The following is an 18,784-nucleotide window of genomic DNA, read 5'->3' as shown; positions in this document are numbered from 1 at the left end:
GATTAAGCGAGCGTCCTGCCCACCCAGACCGAGCCGACAAAAACGGCGCACAGCACAAGAAAAAACAGCAGCAGCGCAAACCGGGTTTTGAAGAGGGACAGGAGCATCAGCGAGTTTTTGAAATCCAGCATCGGACCAAACACCATAAATGCAAGCAGCGCGCCCGGCGGAAAGGAATGAAGAAACGTCGAAGCGATAAAGGCGTCGGAGGTGGAGCAGAGCGACAGTACAAACGCCAGCCCAAGCATAAAGACATAAGATCCAAGCGGGCGTTCCCCGATGTCGTGCAGGCTGCCGTGGTCCATAAATGTCTGAATGCAGGCGGTCAGCAAACAGCCAAAGATCAGGAATTTGCCCATTTCAAAAAATTCCTCCGCCGTGTGGGTGAACACTGCCGCCGCTTTGCCGGAAACGGTCCGGGCATCATGCAGCCCGCTTGTTTCGCGCGGCGCGGTAAGGCGGAGAGGAGGCCGGCGGATAATCAAATAAACCATCAGTCCAACCGCCACAGAGACGGCGGCGGCCAGGGCCATCCTGGCGTAAGCCAGCTCGGGCCGGATGCGGAAGGCCGCCATCGTTGCGCCAAATACGATCGGATTGACAATCGGGCCCGACAGCAGGAACACGATGGCGACGTGCAGCGGCATGCCTTTGAGCATCAGGCGGCGGATCAGCGGAATCATCCCGCATTCGCACACCGGAAACAAAAGGCCAAGCAGTACGCCAAACAGCGAACCCGATACCGGCCCGCTGGGGACGGCCCGGGTAATCCAGGCGTCAGGCACAAACAGCTTGAGCAGGGAGGACAGAAAAGCGCCAAGGAGCACATATGGGAGAGCCTCCAGCAAAATTCCCAAAAAACCTGATTTAATGCTGAGCAGCTGCGGATGATTGGACCAGCCGGACAAAGCAGGCAGCCAGACCACGGCGCAAACTGCCGCTAAAGATAAAGGGAGCAGCAGAGGCAGCAGTTTCAACGGCGACAGACGGATCATGGATGATCACTCCGGACCAAGCCGGAGTGCCGCCCAGCCGCGGGCAAGAGCGTCGGGATCCAGACTCAAGCCGATGCACACGAGATAAGGGCTTCCCGGGTAACGCGAAGGTTCGTAGGCAGCCCGGCCTCCTGCGAACTGAACGAGCTGGATGTCTCCCTGGCTTCCGGTTAAAGGAAGATGCCCTTTTGCCCGCAGCAGCGCTTCGCCCTGCGCCAGCAGAAACCGCTCCAGCTCCGCGGCGGACAGCCGGACGCCTTCCGGAAGCGTCAGCGTGACGGCGGAAACGGCGGAATAGGAGGCGGCTTCAGCGGGAACGGCGTGTTCTGCGGCTTGTCCGCTGCGCACAAGGGCTGAAGGAGAGAAGCCTTCTGGCGCCCGGCGGATTCCGGCGGTGTTTTGCCCGGCCTCCTGCTTGCGGATGCCGGGTGCATCCTGCTCCGGATTCCAGCCGATGCCGGGTGCATCCTGCTCCGGATTCCAGCGGATTTCGGCAGCGTTTTGCCCGGAATCCCGCTTGTGAATGCCGGGTGCTTCCAGCTCCGGTTCCCGCTTGCGGATGCCGTCCAGCAGCGGCGAGCTGTCAAATTCACCCCGGACGGTCAGCACAACTTGGGCGTCCGGATTCCGGCGGCGGACCATGGCCTGCGTTTTACCAAGCCTGTCCGGTCCGCACAAATCGGTTTTATTGATGACCACCCAATCGGATACTGCAAGCTGACTGCCGAGCGTCCGCACTAAATGGCGGTCGGCGGAGAACAGGCTGGCATAATCAAGCGCATGCTCCGCGTCCAGCACCGTCAAAATATGCAGCAGCTCCAGCCGGTTCCGCCAGCGCGGCGCGCGGATGACCTCGGCAAGTTCTCCCGGGTCGGCTACTCCTGTCGGTTCGATGAACAGGACATCCGGTTTTTGCGTCAGCAGATCCGCCAGGCATCCGTCGACCTCTTCCTTCCGGCTGCAGCATACACAGCCGTCCAGCAGCCGGTTTACGGGCAGGCCGGCATGTTCCTCAAGCAAATAGCCGTCCACATCCTGTTTTCCCAGCTCGTTCATCAGTATGCCGGGCTGCAGTCCAAGCTCCAGGCTCTGCTTAAGCAGCCGGATCAGCAGGGTGGTTTTTCCGCTGCCCAGGAAACCTCCGATTATCACTACCGGTATTTTCATAGCGGGACTCTCCTTTTTTTGGATCATAGTAGGTTACTGCCATTTATACGTAATCGGAACGATTAATAGACCTGGTTCATAGATTTAACATCAAACGAAGAACAACGGCAGGGATTGTTGACAAACAAGGGACGGACAGGTAATCTGATCTTAATCGTAATAATTACTAATAAACGATATGGGAGAGAACTTATGAACAGAACGCCTGCTCACAAAATACCGGTAACTGTCCTTAGCGGCTATCTTGGCTCCGGCAAAACCACGCTGCTGAATCATATCCTGCATAACCGGCAGGGGCTGCGGGTAGCCGTAATTGTAAACGACATGAGCGAAGTAAATGTAGACGCCGCCTCGATCCGCTCGGGACAAACGCTGTCCCGGACGGAGGAGAAGCTGGTGGAAATGTCCAATGGCTGTATCTGCTGCACGCTTCGGGAGGATTTGCTGCGGGAGGTGCGTGCACTGGCGCTGGAGGGGCGGTTCGACTATATTTTGATCGAGTCATCGGGAATCAGCGAACCGGTTCCTGTCGCTCAAACTTTTACGTATGCGGATGATGAGCTTGGAGTCGATCTGACGGAATTGACCCGGCTGGACACGCTGGTTACGGTGGTTGACGCTTACCGCTTTTGGCATGACTTCGCTTCGGGTGAAAGTCTGCTGGACCGCGGCGAAGCAGCGGGAGAGCAGGACACCCGCGACGTGGTGGACCTGCTGATCGACCAGATCGAGACCTGCGACGTCATCCTGCTGAACAAATGCGATCTGGTAGAGGCGGAGGAGCTGGACCGGCTGGAAGCGGTACTCCGGAAGCTGCAGCCGTCCGCCAAATTGATCCGTACTGTACGCGGTACGGTCGATCCCGCAGAGATCCTGAATACGGGCAGATTTGACTTCGAGAAGACAAGCCAGTCCTCCGGCTGGATTGCGGAGCTGACCGGCGGGGAGCATACGCCGGAAACCGAGGAATACGGCATCGGATCGTTTGTCTACCGCCGCCGCACTCCGTTTCATCCCGGGCGGCTGGCCGAATTTTTTGGCGCTTGGCCGGGTGAAGTGGTGCGGGCGAAAGGGCTCGTCTGGCTGGCAGCGGCGGGCGATCTGGCGGCTTCGCTGAGCCAGGCGGGGCCTTCGATCCAGTTCGGGCCGGCAGGACGCTGGCTTGCTTCCCTTCCTGAAGCTCTGCGGGCGGAAGCCGGGGAAGATCCTGAAGCGGAAGAGCAGTGGGATGACAAGTGGGGCGACCGGATGACAGAGCTGGTGCTGATCGGAATACGGATGGACCGGGCGGAGATTGAAGCGGAGCTGGACCGCTGTCTGCTGACGGAGGAGGAGCTGCGGATGGATTTTGCCGGCTTCCCGAACCCGCTGCCTTGGCCGCGGAAAGAAGAATTGGCCGCCGCCGGTTACTTGTGACGGATGGCAAGAGCCCCTGGCAAGAGCTGCCGGCAGGAATCTATGGATGAAACTCCCGGCAGGAGGCCGGCACGAGCTCAATATGAGCTCCCGGGAGGAGCCTCGGCTAGAGCTCCTATGAGCTCCCAGCAGAAGCCCTGGCAAGAGCTCCCGTTTTACCGCAGGCTGAGTGAATAAAGGGTGGACAAAGCCCGTCGACGAACGCCCTCCCGCTGCGCTATAGTAGTAGCGGGAGGCGATATGAACATGAGTTATACGGATACGTTTATTCTGGTTTCGGAAGATTGTCCCGTGGAATACGGAACCGTGCCGGTGCCGACCCGCGCCGGAACGCCCGCCCATCTGATCCAGTATGAGCTGCTGACGGAGAAGCCCTATACCTACAACCACGAAGACCTGATTTACGAAGTGCATGTCAGGCACAAAAATATCCCCGAAGACGTGCGCGAGAGCGACGGAGAGACGATCCGCCGGGAGCTTTTTGCCAAAAGCCACCCGTGCTTGCGGGCTTCAATGCTGCCAAAGCGTTACGGCTGGGGCGTGCATTACGACAACGAAGGCAAAATCGCCATCTATGGCATGGAATCTCCCGAGTATCAGGCTTTTGTCTCGGGGGAACGCGGCGGGACGAAGCTGCTGCGCGCGATGCGCAGCAAACGAAAAGGCAGCGGGCCGGAGATGCCCGAATGACCGGTTATTGGGAGGAACGGTTTGCGCATGAGGGCATGATTTGGGGCGGAGCGGCGAGTCCAACTGCAAGCCTGGCCGTCGGGCTGTTCCGTTCCGCGGGCGTCCGCTCGGTCCTCGTTCCGGGAGCGGGTTACGGGCGGAATACAAAGGCGTTGTCGGAATTTTTTGATGTGACCGGCATCGAACTGAGCGGATCTGCGGTGCGGCTTGGACAGCAGTGGGACCCAAAAACCCGGTTTGTCTGCGGCTCGGCGCTTGATCCCGCCGTTATTCCGGACAATAGTTACGATGCCGTGTATTGCTATGATCTGCTGCATTTGTTTCTGGCTCCGCAGCGGCGGGAGCTAGCGGAGGTGTGCCTGGAGAAGACGCGTCCGGGCGGCATGCTGTTTTTTACGGCCTTCTCGGACCGGGACCCGAATAACGGCCGGGGACGCTGTCTGGAAGCGGGGACCTACGAATACAAGCCGGACAAGTATGCCCATTTTTTTAGCGAAGAGGAGCTGGCAGGGTATTGGGGCGAGTCGTCCTTGGCCGATCAGGGAGAACTGTTGGAGACGCTGAATGCGGGCGGAAAGGACGAGCATCAATATCTCCTCCGTTATGCTGCCGTGCGGAAACCTGAGAAGCCCATACGGTAAAAAGGTAGAACGGGTAGAAAAGGTGACCGGTAACTGGATGTCAACGCTGAGAATGGTTGACAACAGAATGACTAGTAGATAAAAGAATGACTAGTAGACAACAGAATGACTACTAGACAAAAGAATGACTCGTTGACAACATAGGACACCGGCGGCAGGGAAGCTGGGGAGCCGCGGGAACACAAAAATACAGCCAAGCTCTGCCGGTTAAGACGGAGTTTGGCTGTTTGTTATAGGGATGACTCAACTTTCGCAGAGCGAAAATCAGCTTAGCTCCAGTCATGGCGCGGATTTAACCGCAATAAAGCAATCGTCTTGAAAAAATAGAAAAACACTGCTTCGCCCGCGGCGAACGCACGCTCGGCGGGATTTACGGTGCGATGAAGTTAGCACGCTAGACCGGGCAGTTGTCTTGGCGCAACTCATAGAACGGCTGAACGAAATTACGACTCAGGTTGGGAAAAATGCTCCACCCTGATTAAAGTCAACTCCAGCATTGGATCTCAAATTTTGCCCTGTGATCTCAATGTGGCGTATTTGCTGATCTCAGGCTGCACTTCTGATCCCAGGCTGCAAAAGGTGAGTTAATAAAAGCAGCGGCGGACCAAGACTTGATAAACCATGTCTTGTACTGCCGCTGTTGTCGTTGAACGAACTCGAACGAATCTTCCCCTGCAACACACCTGTAGCGGATTACCACAGCACGCGATACCGAGGTTTTTCCGGACCCAGAGGACGTTATTTCTGAAATTCGTGGGCTTTTGGGTTGCCTTGCGGACTCCAGATCCGTTATTCGTACCGAAAACATCCAAACGGTGGATTTTCCACATAAATAAGGGAAACTGAGTCCGTCACTTTGCCAAAACACGGAATAATCAGCAAATAGGGTCTCCTGAGTCCGGTAAGAAAGTCATAGGGGAGTATAACGCATAGCTGCTTCAAAACGCCTCCAAAGTTTGGAAAAGCGAGACTGTGTTCAGGCAGGGAATGTTGTTGTAACACAGAGTTACGCACCTTTCTTGTTGGCATGGTAAGCTCGACACTACCATGATCCCTAACAAGTGAGGTTTTTTTGTCAATACAAGTAAATCTATTGAATTTTCTTACTCACTCTAGGACCTATACCATTTTTTCAGCTGCGAAAGTTGAGGGGATGATTTTACTCTGCCGCAACTCAAGCAGCCGTCTGCTATTGTCCCTGCCGCCGGATGTCATCCGGACCCCGGTCCACGTATTTGCCCTGCTGCGGCTCGGCCATTTCCACGAACCGGTCCGACAGCACCCAAAGCCGTTCCCGCAGTTCTTCACCGCGCATCGGCGCGCCGTGGCCAGTGATTGCCGCAAGGGGCTCAAGCCCGGCCAGTGTTGCAACCGAAATCCGGGCCGCCTCCCAGTCGGGGGTGAAATACATCGGCGGTCCGTGAATCTCGCGCTCCTGCTGCATGACGGCAAGCGCGGATTCCTGCTTCACGGTAATAAAAGCGTCGCCTGCAATCAGCGTCCGGTCACTGTCGCGGAACAGCGAGACATGGCCCGGGCTGTGACCCGGCGTATGAATCCACCGCCAGCCTTCCGCACCCGGCACGGTTCCATCCGCGGGAAGCGGATGCACCGCCGATCCCAGATCGATCCCGCGGTGAGGATACAGCGGCGCCGCTTCGGCCATCAAACCGCCGCCCACGGAAGGGTCGGCCGGCAAATAATCGGCTTCCCCGGTAAGATAAGGAAGCTCCAGCGGATGAGCATATACGGGTACTTTCCATTCCTCCAGCAGTTCTTTGAGGGCGCCTACATGATCGAAATGCCCGTGCGTCAAAATAATCGCCTGAGGCGGTTTACGGAAATGTTTTTCCGCTGTTTTCCGGATTGTTCCGGCGAACAGACCAAGCCCCGCATCCACCAGCACCCATTCGTTATCCGGCGTTCCCGCCAGTGCTACGTTGACAAACAGGGTGCGAAGACCCACGACACCGGGAGCAACCTGCCACGTATCGGAAAACCCTGTACTTAGCATGCTGTTGCTGTCCATACGACTCCTCCTGTTCCTTTGCATTTTCCTTATCATTACCCGAACCGGCTCAGGCTAAAGCCCCGGCTGATGCAAAAACACAAAGAAACCGGCCCTTCCCTTGAAGGACCGGCATGTTAAGCTCTGGAGCGGCGTGGATGGAGCCTGCGCACGGCCTGAAGCCGGGATACCGTATCGGGCTCAGCACCGTACAACGGAACATATCACACTGCCCAATGAACATCTATTTCGATTTGCTTCTGCGGTCAAAAACAAGTCCCGCCACCACGCCCAGCAGCGCGCCAGCCAGCCCTGCGGCCGCCACGCAGCCCAGCACATTCATTCCCTGCAGCTTCCAGGCAAATGAGGCCAGGCTGCCGGCCGCCGTACCCGCCAAAAAACCAAATGCCATACTGAAGTCGCCCGCTTTCATCGCGATTCACCCGCCAATCGAGGATATGGTAACCGCTTAAGGTCTCATTACCCAAGTATTGCCCAAATGTAAACGCTTTAAAACGTGTAGACGGCTAACGGGATGAGAGCAAAATGCCCTCCCCCTATTTTTTATTCCTTGCAGTCTGCAAAAAGAATGCCGCGCGGGATTCGGAAAAAACGCTCCGCCTTTTCCTGCATGGAAGGCGACGGGCAGTGCCCCTGGTGCAGCCACTTGCGGAAGGTGCCGGGATGAATGCCGATCCAGCGGCTGACATCGGTGACCGACAGGTCGTGCACCATGCACAGGCCAGTAAGGATATGATTGCGGCTTTCGGCGGAACCGACGGTCCGTTTCATAAACCGGGACGGCTCAGGCTGACAAATGACAGGACTTTGACGGATCAGTTGTTCGTTAAACAGCACATGGGCGGAGTAACCAAGATAGCGGCACGCCTTGTCCATGTTGTTGCGCGATGGAATGCGGCCTTCATAGACCCACGCGCTTACACTGCGGGAAGAAATGGAAAGCTCCTCTGCCAGCCGGGACAGCTTGATATCGTTCGCCATAAGCACTGCGAGCAATACCCGGTTGCGGATTTGGCATCGCTGGGGACGGCGAAAACGCTTGACACGAACCCCTTTGCCAAGGTATTTCCGGTTGATCAGAGACCACGCCTGGATGTTATGTGATTCCTGCTGATTGTTAGGCATATTTCCTCCGGATTTTTTTAAAAATATACTACAATATTTATAGCGGATGCGGCAATGGTTAATCCTGTAACTTGGCGTTTTGAATCCGGATTCTTTTCGGAACCGGAGCGGTATGCTATAGTTTTCCTAAGCGTTTTTTTATCATTCAGGGGCAGGGAGCGAATCTAATGATTAAACATATTGTTTTTTTTAAACTGAAGGACCGTTCGCCGGAAAGCGTAGCGAAGACGGTAGCGGTGCTGCGCAACATGGACGGCAAAATTCCGCAGCTCGTTTCGCTGGAAGTAGGTGCGGACGTGATCCGCTCGGACCGTTCGTTCGATATTGCGCTTGTATCCGTTGTTGCATCGCTGGAGGATCTTCAGGCTTACCAGGTGCATCCGGCCCATCAGGAGGTCATCAAGCACATCAACGAAGTTAAAGAGCTGTCGGTCAGCGTAGATTACGAGATCGAATAACGGCACCGGCCGGACTCTGGATTTTCAGACGGGAGCGGGAGAACAATGCGCGAAATGGAGTATCCGATGGAGGCGCTTGCTTATCTGATTGTTTTTGTGGCGGCCTGCATCACGATGTTTATATGGCTCAAACGAAGAGGGCGCCGGGGCAAATAACCAATGCGTCCGGTGCACGGATGATAGGGGCGTCTGCAGCCGGAAGGCGTGCGGCGCATACACGTGGAGGCGAAAACTTTGTATTACGTTAACCGGAAGCAAATCGAGCGAATTTTAAGCCAGGTGCCCGACATCGCTGCAAGCCTGCGCGCCGTATCGTCCAACTGGGACGGCGGGACGCTTGCCGGCATGGTCCAGGAACGGGCGCTGCATTTGGCCATTGAGGTGGTGACCGACGTCGGCAGCTGTCTGATTGACGGCTTTATTATGCGCGATGCGGGAAGCTACGAGGATATAATCACGATCATTCACCAGGAATCGGTATTTGAAGGCGATAGCGAATTGTATGACCTGCTGATTCGTCTGGTTGCCCTGCGCAAACCGCTTGTCCAGGAGTATTACGACTGGGACCGCGGCGCGCTGCATCCGCTGACAACGAAGCTTCCCGGGCAGCTGGAGCGGTTTGCCAGCCTGGTTGGCGCCTATTTGGACCGCGAACTTGGCGTTCCGGCGGCGGAATAACGGCAAGTCCGGAGCCTGCCGGACAAACGGCAATGGCAATGCAGCAGAACGAAGGCCCGCGGCAGCTGATAAAGGAGGGCAAAGTCCATGAAAAAAGGGCCGGAAACCGGTTCGACCCGCCGCATGATTATGAAGCTGCTCAAAATGAACGGAGCCCAAACCGTCGGCGCGCTGGCTGCGGAGCTGGGCATTACGGAAATGGGCGTCAGACGCCATCTGCTCAGTCTGGAGCAGGAAGGACTGGCCCGGACCAAGGTGGTGCGCCAGGCGATGGGACGCCCGCTCCATTTGTACTCCCTGACGGAGCGGGCCGATGAGCATTTTCCGAAAAACTACCACAATTTGGCGCTGGAGCTGCTGCGGGAGGTAGAGACCTCCGCGGGCAAGGAAGCGGTGCATGCGCTGTTTGAAGGGCGCAAGCGCAGATTGTTCCAGCAGCATGCGCCCCATATGGAAGGCAGCACGCTGGAGGAGCGGGTGGCCGAGCTGGCGCTCATCCAGAACGCCGGCGGCTATATGGCGGAGTGGCACAAGGAAGAAGACGGATCGTACAGTTTGCGCGAATACAACTGCCCGATCCGTCAGGTGGCTTCCAAATACCGCAGGGCATGCCAATGCGAACACGGTTTGTTTGAAGAACTGCTGGACGCCAAGGTCACGCGCACCGAATGTATGGCGGACGGCGGGCAATGCTGCCGGTATGTAATCAGCGGCAAAGCATGAGACGGACTTTTTACAGACCGCCGAAATTTTAGTTGATGAAGATGGCCTATTTATAACTTAAGTTCCGGAATCCCCGCAAAGCGCCTGGCCCCAAATGATGGAAAAGGCCGCGCCCTGCGGGGATTTTTATGCGGGTTCGGAAAATCTGTCAAAGTTCGTGGATAGGCGTGACAATAGCCTATTGATTTTTTTGTGGAGCAATGCTGTCACCGGACGCGCCCCTTTTGCTTATGATGTATCAATCATAGGCATTCGCCCGCATCAAGGGCGGGAAGGAGGAACTGCGATGACGGGATGGCTGGGAGCGGTGCTGGCGGTATGCGCTTTGGCGTTGACCTTGATTCTTGCCGGGCTCGCCTGGAGGGTAAAGCGGACGCTGGCCGACCTAAGCGCTCTGGCGGAGCAGGCGGTGCGCACCTGGGAGGCATCCGCCGGGGAGCTGCAGCGCGCATTAAACCGCGCCGGATCGGCGGCAGGTGAATTGGAGACACGGCTCGCCGAGCTGGGCCGGCTGACAGGCGGACTTGGCGCGGCGGGCGACGAGATCGCCGGAGCCGGGCGCCGGTTCGGCCGCTTGGGCCGGGAAGCGGCGGAGGCTGCGGACGATGCGCTCAGGGAAGCGCGCCGGCGCAACGCCCCGGAGCTGGATAAAGCGCTGCGCTGTCTGGACGCCGGCTTTGCCCTGTGGAACGCCTGGAACCGAAGCCGCAGGACCTCCTCTCCCGGTCCTTATGCCGACGGGCAGGCCGAATCAAAGGGAGTGGCGAGAAAATGAAAAAGGATACGAAGCAAGTGGTCTGGGGAATCGTGGCCGGCAGCGTGCTGGGATCGGTAACAGCGCTGCTGCTCGCGCCAAAAAGCGGCAAAGAGCTGCGTAAAGACATCGCGGACGGCACCTCTGCCGCGATCGGCAAAGCGCAGGATCTGGCCGGTCAGGCGGGCGAGCTTGGCGCCGAATGGATCGGCAAAGCAAAAACGGCCGCCGGAAACACGGTCCGCTCAGTCCGGGAATGGCGGACCGGTACCGCAAGCGAACTGGCGGAGGGAGCCGGGGAGGTTCTGGCGGATGCCGGAGAGGCCCTGGAGGAAACCGCGGAAGCGTTGGCGGAAGCCGCCGAAGCGGCCAAATCGGCTGACGGTGAACCGGTCCGGCCGGTTCAGTAAGCCAGCGTAACGCCCGGCCGGTTCAGTAAGCCGGCGGAATACCGCCCGCCAGTTCAGTGATCCAGCGGGCCGGTTCGGGCGGAACACCGAACCGGGCGTATGGGGAACGGACCGCGGATATTTTGGGAGGCGTGCCAGCCGGGGTGCGCCTTCATCTTTTTGCATTGGGAAGGGGGACATTAGGGCAGGCTTGCTGCACGCGAAGATGCTTGAACTGCGAAGACAAATGGAGTAATATCTGCAATTGGGGCCAAAGACAGGTAACGTTTTGTTTTTGCCTTACATAAGCTACCATGAAACGAGACAATAACAGAAGGAAGCGGTGTGTTCGTGCAGCAAGCTATCGCAATACTGGATTCAGGCGTCGGGGGACTCACCGTCGTCAAGGAAGTGATGAGACAGCTCCCGCGGGAGAAAATCATTTATTTTGGCGATACCGCCCGCGCGCCGTACGGGCCCCGTCCGACCGAAGAAGTGACCCGGTTCACCGAGCAAATCGTTGACTATCTAATCCAATTTGATCCCAAAATGATCGTTATCGCCTGCAATACGGCAACCGCAGCCGCCCTGGAATATATTTCATCGAAAGTATCCGTTCCTGTCATTGGCGTCATTCATCCAGGCGCAAGAGCGGCGGTCAGCGCTACAAAAAGCGGAAGGGTAGGGGTGATCGGCACGGTCGGCACGATCAGCAGCGGCGCGTATACGGCTGCCCTGCGCGAGCTGTCGCCATTCATACAGGTGGTCAGCCAAGCATGCCCGGCGCTTGTCCCGCTGGTGGAGCAGGGAATGTTCCGGTCAAGCGAATGCGAAGCGGTAGTGGAAGAATCGCTGAACGGCATGGTCGGCAGTCCGATCGATACGCTGATCTTAGGCTGCACCCATTATCCGTTCCTGATGGAACCGATTCAACGGGTGATGGGCCCCGGCGTAAAACTGATCAGTTCGGCGGACGAAACCGCCCGCGAGATCAGCACGATCCTCTACGACAAGGGCCAACTCGCAAAAGGTGAAGAAATACCGGTTCACCAGTTTTTTTGCAGCGGGGATGCGGGGATTTTTCAAAAAATCGCACTGGACTGGCTGGGCGAGCATATCCTGCGCACGCCAGTCGTCTGGCAGGTATCATCTTTATAACTCAACTTTCGCAGAGCGAAAATCAGCTAAGCTCCAGACCTGGCGCGGATTTAAACGCAATGAAGTAATCATCTTGAAAAAAAAGAAAAACACCGCTTCGCCCACGGCAAACGCACGCTCGGCGGGATTTACGGTGCGATGAAGTTAGCACCCTAGACTGGGTAGTTGCCTTGGCGCAACTCATAGATCGGCTGAACGATATTACGCGACTCAGGTTGGGAAGAAATGCCCCGCCCTGATCCAAAGTCAACTCCAGTACTGGATCTCCGGTTTGCCCAGTGAACTCAAGGCGGATCTGCCGATCTCAGGTTGCACTGCCGATCTCAGGCTGCGAAAGTTGAGTTAATAAAAGCAGCGTGAACCAAGACTTGATAACCAATGTCTTGGACTGCCGCTGTTGTCGTTGAACTGACTGGAACGAATCCTCTCCTGTAACAGACCCGCAGCGGATTACCACCGAATGCGATACCAGGTTTTTCCGGACCCAGAGGACGTTATTACTGAAATTCCTGGGCTTTTCGGTTACCTTGCGGACTCCAGATCCGTTATTCGTACCGAAGACATCCAAACGATGAATTTTCCTCGTAAATAAGGGAATCTGAGTCCGTCTCTTTGCCAAAACACGGAATAATCAGTAAATTAGGTCCCCTGAGTCCGGCAGGAAAGTCACAGGGGAGGTCAATGTTGAGCTGCCTCAAAAGGCCCCTATAGTTTGGAAAAGCAAGACTGTGTTCAGGCAGGGAATGATGTTGTTATAACACAGAGTAACGCACCTTTCTTGTTGGCATGGTTGGTCGCACTACCATGCTACCACACAAGCGAGGTGTTTTTTGTCAATACGAGTAAAGCTACTGAATTTTCCTTACGCGCTCAAGGGTTTAAGCCATTTTTCTAGCTGCGAAAGTTAAGTTCACGAGTTTTTCCAAAACTTAAATATGCCTTGCGGTATGCGGCCGGCTTCGGCCGTACGCTCAGCAGCAGGCCGGTGAACGGATTGCCCGTTTGACCGGCCTGTTTGCGTCTGGAAGGTTAATGGGATGCCGGCCCTAACTTGCCGTTGCGCCATGAAAGGAAAGGAAAGGAGGAGGGAGAAATCCCGGCCCTAACTTTCGGTTAGACATCACTGAGGACTGCGCGTACGTCCTCCGGCCTCCTCCACATGAGGGACAGCCCTGCCGGCATATAATGGACCAATGCCCGGCTCATGCGGCAGCGGGCGCAAAGCGAGGCGCCGCCCCGGGCCGGAAGAGGAGGATGAACAAGATGCAGCAGCATATTGTAAAAAAAGGAGACACCGTCGCCCGCATCGCCGCGGCGGCGGGTTTGACCCCGGAGCATATCGTGCAGGGAAACCCTTGGGCGGCAAGCCAGCCCTATTTGATCCCCGGCCAAATTTTGTATCTGCCTTCTCCCCCGAGGCGCCGCTGTTCGCTGCAGCAGGGGGATCATGCCGAGCTGCTGGCACAGCGGTTCAGCGTGTCCGTTGAGGACCTGGAACAGCTGAATCCCGGCCTGCTGGCAGGCAGGCTGAAACCGGGGACGGTCGTTGTCCTCCCCCCGCCTAAAAAAGAAAAACGGGTGTCGCTGCGCGGCGAATATGGTCCATCTGAGCTGGCGGCAGACGCGGCTGCACTAAAAGAGGCTTATCCTTTCATCGAGGTGCGTTCTATCGGTGCAAGTGTTATGGGCAAGCCGATTACGCTGTTGAAGCTGGGGGAAGGGCCGCGTTACCTCCATGTTAACGCCGCGCTGCATGCAAACGAGTGGATGACGTCAGCCTGTCTGATGTCGTTTATTGAACAATATGCGGCGGCGGTTGCACAGGACACGGAGTGGCTCGGGAGCAGGCCGGCGGACTGGTACAGGAATTGGACCCTTTTGGCGGTGCCTATGGCCAATCCGGACGGCGTGGAGCTGGTCCAGGAAGGCGCGCAGGCGGATCATCCGCTGTATGCGGAGCTGCTGCGCTGGAATGGCGGGCGGACCGGCTACCGGCACTGGAAAGCCAACATCCGGGGCGTCGATCTCGGCGACCAGTTCCCCGCGTTCTGGGAAGAGGAGCGGCAGCGGCGCGGTGCACCGGGGCCCGGACCGCGCGATTACGGCGGGGAAGCGCCGCTGTCCGAACCGGAAGCCGCAGCGCTGGTCCGGCTGGCGGAGGAATATCCCGGCGATGCCGCCGTATCGCTGCACAGCCAAGGCCAGGAAATCTACTGGAATTACCGGGGTTACGAACCACCGGACAGCGAGCGGCTGGCCCAAAAACTGGCGGCGGCCGCGCCCGGATACCGCCCCGTGTATCTTGAAGGAAGCGACGCCGGCTATAAGGACTGGTTTATCCTGCATACCCGGAAACCGGCGTTTACGATCGAGCTCGGTTGGGGCAGAAACCCGCTGCCGGCGTCGGAGTTTGAAGACATGGCGCTGGAGACGGGCAGGATGCTCGCGGAACTTCTCCAATATGAAACCTCTGAATGAAACTTTTTCTGTAAACTTGCGTATGCTGTAACATAGGGTATGGTCGCTGTCGTAACTCCCATCACTTACGGCGGCTGTACTCTTTTTCTATGAAATGATTGGGATTATGGAAGACTGTTACAGATTATTCAGCAGGGATTGGTTGAATGATGTCACCATAGTTGCGGGGACGGTAAGTAAATGATTTGTAGCTACCGTCCTCAAGCTTATGAAAGGCTTTAAAAATACCTTCTGAATAATGGAAACTGTCGTCGAGCATTTCGGGCATATAGGCTGGCTCCCGGCCTCCCAAAGTTTCATAAAGGCTATAGCCCGGTATTCCGCCAGTACTGAACTGCCACACCGCTTTGGCCTTATGGTTATTAATTTCTACCACAGTGGTCACCCGCCCGTTTTCATAGGTGTATTTTGAGGCATCGTTGGCGGCAAAGGTGTACGTATAATAGCGTTTTTTATCCAAAACGGTGTCGGGACTAGGCGGAAAATCATACGTAATCGGCAGAGAAATCGCCGCAAGCCGGGCTTCGTGCAGCTGTGCTGATGTGAATTTGGCCGGATCGGGAGCATAGTCCTTACTGGTGACGAATAAAATGGCGCGGGTTGTTTCGTAAAAAACCGAATAACCAAACGCTTCGCTGACGAAACGCGCGGGCAGCATGAGGCGGCCATTGTAATTATTGGCTTCCGTGTCCATCTCGACGGGTTTCGTGTTTTTGTAGGCTGTACGCTGGCCTTGCGTCATTTTGAAGGTGTCGCCGGCTGGATTGGTGATCACGGCGGTATGCGTTCCAGAGTCCCAGGAATAGCTTAAGCCCAAAGGAGCAAGAGCGCGGACAGGGATCATCACCCGGCCGGCGCTAATAAAAGGACTGGTGCCGGTAGCGACAAACTCACCATTGACATTCACATCGATGGTGCGGACTGTGGAGCCGGCTGCGGAATGTGCGGCGGGGTTTTGCAGGGCAAGGAACAGCATCAGGCATAACGGGAATAGCTTTTTGCAAATATACAAGGGTAACGCCCCTTTCGTAAGAAGAACTTAGTTATTGTGACGCGTTATATGGAAAAAAGTTCCTAGTGTTTTCTGCTTGAACAGTCCGCTTCAGGGGTATGAAGGACATAAGAGCTGGAGGCATAACAAGAATATTATCGCCAGGAAAGTATCACCAAGATGAAAGTATCACCGAGATGGTCCTGCCAAAAGTATCGCGAAGAAAGTACCGCAAAGAAAGTACCGCAAAGAAAGTACCGCCAGAAAGGTGCCGCCAAGAAAGTACTACCAAATAAGTATCATAAGGAGGAGGGGAAGCATGAAAGCAAAAAGGCTGTTGTCGTTTAAAGGCTGGTCCCATATTTTCCGCGGGTCGTGGAAATATATTATTTCTCCGCGTGTGCTGCTGCGGGACAAGCTGCTGTTCACGGTTCCGGTCGTGCTGTATTGGGTGCTGCCTGATCTGCTTCCGTTCCTGCCGATCGACGATATCGGGGTGACGATGCTGATGATGGGCTGGTTCGTGTCGTATATGGAGCGCAAATACCCTGAAATCACACAAGGATCGCCTCCGGCAAGGAGATAAAAGGCGCGGACAGGTTGATTTTCTGACAGCATATCCTTTACAATGAATCATTGGGATTGTTAAATATATACCGGCAGGAGATGGACGATAGATGAAAGTGAAAATTACCCGTAACGCGGCCAAGGTACTTAAGAAGGAACTGGAAGCGGAAGAAAATAAGGGACAAAAGCTCCGCGTCGTAATCACGCACGCCCATGGCGACCACGCCCATTATGGCCTGGATTTGGATACGCCGAAGGAGAACGATGTCGTGGTATCTACCGACAAGGACATCGATGTCATTCTGGAAGCCGGACAGCCGCTGCTTGACGGCGTTAAGATCGACTATCTGTATTTTCCGCAAGAAGGTTTCGTCATCACCAATCCGTCCATGGGCAATCATGGCGATCATTAATCGCATCCGGTTATCCGCCGTATTGGAAGAAGGTCATCAGCATGGCTAACGATATTCGCATTTGCGATAAATGTAACTATATGAGCATCAAAAGCGTTGTCCCCAAGCTCCGCAAAATGGCGCCGGACGCCGAGATTAAAATCGGCTGCAAGTCGTATTGCGGCCCTTGCGGCAAGCGCGCGTTCGTCTATATCAACGGACGTTACGTGAGCGCGCCGACAGAGGACGAAGTGCTGAAGAAAGCCGAGGCTTTTGTAAAACAGCCTGCGGTAAGCGAGTCTTGATAAACAGGCACCTTTATCGGGTGCACGGAAGAAACCGCTCCGCGGTCCGGCTGCTGCCGGGCTGGGGGCGGTTTTTTTGATGTCCGGGGTGGCGGGACGCTGCCCAACTGCGGTCATTCACGCTGCTGCGGGATGCCGCCGAACTGCAGCCGTCCACGCAGCTTCTGGATGCCGCCGAACTGCAGCCATTCACGCTGCTTCGGGACACCACCGAACTGCGTCCGTTTACGGCGCTGCGCGTTTCCGCCGTTTTGGAACGGCTCTCCGCTCATGGTATAATATGCTTGTTTGCACAAGAATACTGCGGGGAGGAACGGATAAGACGATGAAACATATTGCGGATACAACGAAGCTGAACAACGGCGTGGACATGCCCTGGCTCGGATACGGTACCTTCAAAGCCCAAGGACGGGAAGTGGAGGAAGGCGTCAGCTACGCGCTGGAAATCGGGTACCGGAGCATCGACACCGCAGCCGTTTACAAAAACGAAGAGGAGGTCGGCCGGGCGATCGCGGCCAGCGGCATTCCGCGCAGCGAGCTGTTTGTCACGACCAAGGTGTGGAACGACGACCAGGGTTACGATACGACGCTTAAGGCGTTTGACCGCAGTCTGGAAGCGCTGAAGCTGGATACCGTTGACCTGTATCTGATCCACTGGCCGGGCGTCGACAAGTTCAAGGACACTTGGCGGGCGCTGGAGCGTCTGTACGAAGAAGGCAGAACGCGGTCCATCGGGGTCAGCAACTTCCAAGTGCATCACCTGAAGGAGCTGATGAAAGACAGCGGCACGGTCCCTGTTCTGAATCAGGTGGAGCTGCATCCCCGTCTCATCCAAAAAGAACTGCGTGATTTCTGTGCGCAGCACGACATCCGGATGGAAGCCTGGGCGCCGCTGATGAAAGGCCGGCTGCAGGACGATCCGGTTATTGGCGAAATCGCCGCCAAGTACGGCAAAACGGCGGCCCAAGTCATCCTCCGCTGGGACATGCAGAACGGCATCGTCACGATTCCGAAATCGGTAACGAAGTCGCGGATCAAGGAGAACAGCGAAATTTTTGATTTTGAACTGACGCAGGACGAGCTGGACCGGATCAGCGCGCTGGATGCGGGCGAACGCACAGGCAGCGATCCGGACAAGTTTTTGTTCTGATTTTTGCGTCGGAAAACCGAGATACTGCCTTTAAACGGCTGCTTGAAAAAAATACACAGGAAGCAAAGCACAGGGTTGTCCCAAATGTTATCGATTAATGGGACAGCCCTTTAGTCTAACTACTAATTTATCGCCAGCAGGCGGTTGGCTCTACCATCATTTTGTATGAAATTTCACATAAAAAGTAACAGTTAAGCCGACTGAAGAGCCATTTTGTATGAAATTTCATACAAAAAGTACCAGGTAGGCGGTCTGAAGAGCCATTTTGTATGAAATTTCACATAAACCCATGCCAGTAAGTCGTCTAAGGCACCCTTTTAAAGTGAGAGTTTTTTCGATATCGTCAAGCTGGAAATTTTGCAGAACCGTTTTGGGTAGAACGAATACGAATTAAATTGCCTCAGGACGAGCAACAAATCCGTTGGTTTGTAACTTCAAAGTCAGTCCACATCATACAGCGAGTAGCCCCGCTTTTCCCCATCTTCTCAGGCAGAGAATTTCGCTTTAACTGACGCGATTTAGGGTGTGTACGCAAACTGTATGGGAAATAATCTGGTGAAATTTGAGCTATGAGACGAAGATACGAGATAACAGACCGTGAGTGGAGAGTCGTTCAGATGTTTTTACCGCCAACACGAAAATCACAAGGAGGTCGACCGCCTAAAGACTGTCGTCAGA

General features: G+C 55.7%; 21 protein-coding genes. 14 read left to right on the top strand and 7 right to left on the bottom strand.

Annotation, left to right across the window (positions count from 1 at the left end):
• Positions 1–2 precede the first annotated feature (2 nt).
• Together ACE6ED_RS25330 and ACE6ED_RS25325 are read right to left on the bottom strand one after the other, a co-directional pair.
• Complete coding sequence (locus tag ACE6ED_RS25330; protein WP_410830229.1) at positions 3–995, bottom strand: permease; 993 nt, start codon at positions 993–995, stop codon at positions 3–5.
• A 6-nt stretch (positions 996–1,001) separates the two neighbouring features.
• Positions 1,002–2,162 (bottom strand): CobW family GTP-binding protein, encoded by a 1,161-nt coding sequence (locus tag ACE6ED_RS25325; protein WP_410830228.1) that lies wholly within the window; start codon positions 2,160–2,162, stop codon positions 1,002–1,004.
• A 192-nt stretch (positions 2,163–2,354) separates the two neighbouring features.
• Between ACE6ED_RS25325 and ACE6ED_RS25320 the strand changes: the two genes are divergently transcribed.
• The 3 genes from ACE6ED_RS25320 (at position 2,355) to ACE6ED_RS25310 (ending at position 4,909) form a co-directional block, all read left to right on the top strand.
• Positions 2,355–3,578 carry a GTP-binding protein gene (locus ACE6ED_RS25320; RefSeq protein WP_410830227.1) on the top strand — a complete coding sequence of 408 codons (1,224 nt, stop codon included), beginning with the start codon at positions 2,355–2,357 and terminating at the stop codon, positions 3,576–3,578.
• A gap of 246 nt (positions 3,579–3,824) precedes the next feature.
• Positions 3,825–4,268, top strand: coding sequence for a DUF6157 family protein (locus ACE6ED_RS25315; RefSeq protein ID WP_410830225.1), 444 nt, complete (start codon positions 3,825–3,827; stop codon positions 4,266–4,268).
• Entirely contained in the window at positions 4,265–4,909 is a 645-nt protein-coding gene (locus tag ACE6ED_RS25310) for a class I SAM-dependent methyltransferase (RefSeq protein WP_410830223.1), read from the top strand. Before ACE6ED_RS25315 ends, ACE6ED_RS25310 begins: the two co-directional genes overlap by 4 nt.
• A 1,189-nt stretch (positions 4,910–6,098) precedes the next feature.
• On the opposite strand, the gene ACE6ED_RS25305 is transcribed toward ACE6ED_RS25310, so the two are convergent.
• The 3 genes from ACE6ED_RS25305 to ACE6ED_RS25295 all read right to left on the bottom strand — a co-directional run bounded on the left by ACE6ED_RS25305 (position 6,099) and on the right by ACE6ED_RS25295 (position 8,063).
• Complete coding sequence (locus ACE6ED_RS25305; protein ID WP_410830222.1) at positions 6,099–6,938, bottom strand: MBL fold metallo-hydrolase; 840 nt, start codon at positions 6,936–6,938, stop codon at positions 6,099–6,101.
• A 223-nt stretch (positions 6,939–7,161) separates the two neighbouring features.
• The gene (locus ACE6ED_RS25300; protein WP_410830221.1) at positions 7,162–7,350 is read right to left on the bottom strand and encodes a hypothetical protein; all 189 of its coding nucleotides are present in this window, start codon (positions 7,348–7,350) and stop codon (positions 7,162–7,164) included.
• Between the two features lie 131 nt (positions 7,351–7,481).
• Complete coding sequence (locus tag ACE6ED_RS25295) at positions 7,482–8,063, bottom strand: helix-turn-helix domain-containing protein (protein ID WP_410830219.1); 582 nt, start codon at positions 8,061–8,063, stop codon at positions 7,482–7,484.
• A gap of 167 nt (positions 8,064–8,230) precedes the next feature.
• Here ACE6ED_RS25295 and ACE6ED_RS25290 point away from each other — a divergent pair, with 167 nt between their 5' ends.
• From ACE6ED_RS25290 to ACE6ED_RS25260, 7 genes are all read left to right on the top strand, one after another.
• Positions 8,231–8,521 (top strand): Dabb family protein, encoded by a 291-nt coding sequence (locus ACE6ED_RS25290; protein ID WP_410830217.1) that lies wholly within the window; start codon positions 8,231–8,233, stop codon positions 8,519–8,521.
• A 234-nt stretch (positions 8,522–8,755) separates the two neighbouring features.
• Complete coding sequence (locus ACE6ED_RS25285; RefSeq protein ID WP_410830216.1) at positions 8,756–9,199, top strand: DUF86 domain-containing protein; 444 nt, start codon at positions 8,756–8,758, stop codon at positions 9,197–9,199.
• Positions 9,200–9,286: 87 nt separating this feature from the next.
• Entirely contained in the window at positions 9,287–9,922 is a 636-nt protein-coding gene (locus ACE6ED_RS25280; protein WP_410830215.1) for a helix-turn-helix transcriptional regulator, read from the top strand.
• A gap of 286 nt (positions 9,923–10,208) precedes the next feature.
• Complete coding sequence (locus ACE6ED_RS25275; RefSeq protein ID WP_410830214.1) at positions 10,209–10,697, top strand: hypothetical protein; 489 nt, start codon at positions 10,209–10,211, stop codon at positions 10,695–10,697.
• The gene (locus tag ACE6ED_RS25270; RefSeq protein WP_410830213.1) at positions 10,694–11,086 is read left to right on the top strand and encodes a YtxH domain-containing protein; all 393 of its coding nucleotides are present in this window, start codon (positions 10,694–10,696) and stop codon (positions 11,084–11,086) included. The genes ACE6ED_RS25275 and ACE6ED_RS25270 overlap by 4 nt, the downstream gene beginning before the upstream one ends.
• 330 nt (positions 11,087–11,416) lie before the next feature.
• A complete protein-coding gene (racE, locus tag ACE6ED_RS25265; protein WP_410830212.1) occupies positions 11,417–12,223 on the top strand; it encodes a glutamate racemase in 807 nt (268 codons plus the stop codon).
• A gap of 1,263 nt (positions 12,224–13,486) precedes the next feature.
• Complete coding sequence (locus tag ACE6ED_RS25260) at positions 13,487–14,701, top strand: M14 family metallopeptidase (protein WP_410830210.1); 1,215 nt, start codon at positions 13,487–13,489, stop codon at positions 14,699–14,701.
• Positions 14,702–14,825: 124 nt separating this feature from the next.
• Here the strand turns inward: ACE6ED_RS25260 and ACE6ED_RS25255 are convergent, their stop codons facing one another.
• Positions 14,826–15,713, bottom strand: a complete 888-nt coding sequence (locus tag ACE6ED_RS25255) for a copper amine oxidase N-terminal domain-containing protein (RefSeq protein WP_410830209.1) — start codon at positions 15,711–15,713, stop codon at positions 14,826–14,828.
• A 298-nt stretch (positions 15,714–16,011) separates the two neighbouring features.
• Between ACE6ED_RS25255 and ACE6ED_RS25250 the strand changes: the two genes are divergently transcribed.
• The 3 genes from ACE6ED_RS25250 (at position 16,012) to ACE6ED_RS25240 (ending at position 16,956) form a co-directional block, all read left to right on the top strand.
• Positions 16,012–16,278 carry a hypothetical protein gene (locus tag ACE6ED_RS25250; RefSeq protein ID WP_410830208.1) on the top strand — a complete coding sequence of 89 codons (267 nt, stop codon included), beginning with the start codon at positions 16,012–16,014 and terminating at the stop codon, positions 16,276–16,278.
• Positions 16,279–16,369: 91 nt separating this feature from the next.
• A complete protein-coding gene (locus ACE6ED_RS25245) occupies positions 16,370–16,672 on the top strand; it encodes a HesB/IscA family protein (RefSeq protein ID WP_410830207.1) in 303 nt (100 codons plus the stop codon).
• A gap of 41 nt (positions 16,673–16,713) precedes the next feature.
• Positions 16,714–16,956, top strand: a complete 243-nt coding sequence (locus ACE6ED_RS25240) for a YuzB family protein (RefSeq protein ID WP_410830206.1) — start codon at positions 16,714–16,716, stop codon at positions 16,954–16,956.
• A 113-nt stretch (positions 16,957–17,069) separates the two neighbouring features.
• Here ACE6ED_RS25240 and ACE6ED_RS25235 read toward each other — a convergent pair whose 3' ends face one another.
• A complete protein-coding gene (locus ACE6ED_RS25235; protein ID WP_410830205.1) occupies positions 17,070–17,228 on the bottom strand; it encodes a hypothetical protein in 159 nt (52 codons plus the stop codon).
• Positions 17,229–17,281: 53 nt separating this feature from the next.
• Here ACE6ED_RS25235 and ACE6ED_RS25230 point away from each other — a divergent pair, with 53 nt between their 5' ends.
• Positions 17,282–18,106, top strand: coding sequence for an aldo/keto reductase (locus ACE6ED_RS25230; protein WP_410830204.1), 825 nt, complete (start codon positions 17,282–17,284; stop codon positions 18,104–18,106).
• Positions 18,107–18,784: the final 678 nt, after the last annotated feature.

Origin of the sequence: Paenibacillus nanchangensis (assembly GCF_046543445.1) — a bacterium.
Classification (GTDB): Bacteria; Bacillota; Bacilli; order Paenibacillales; family Paenibacillaceae; genus Paenibacillus_AQ; species Paenibacillus_AQ nanchangensis.
This window is presented reverse-complemented; position numbering and strand designations above follow the sequence as displayed.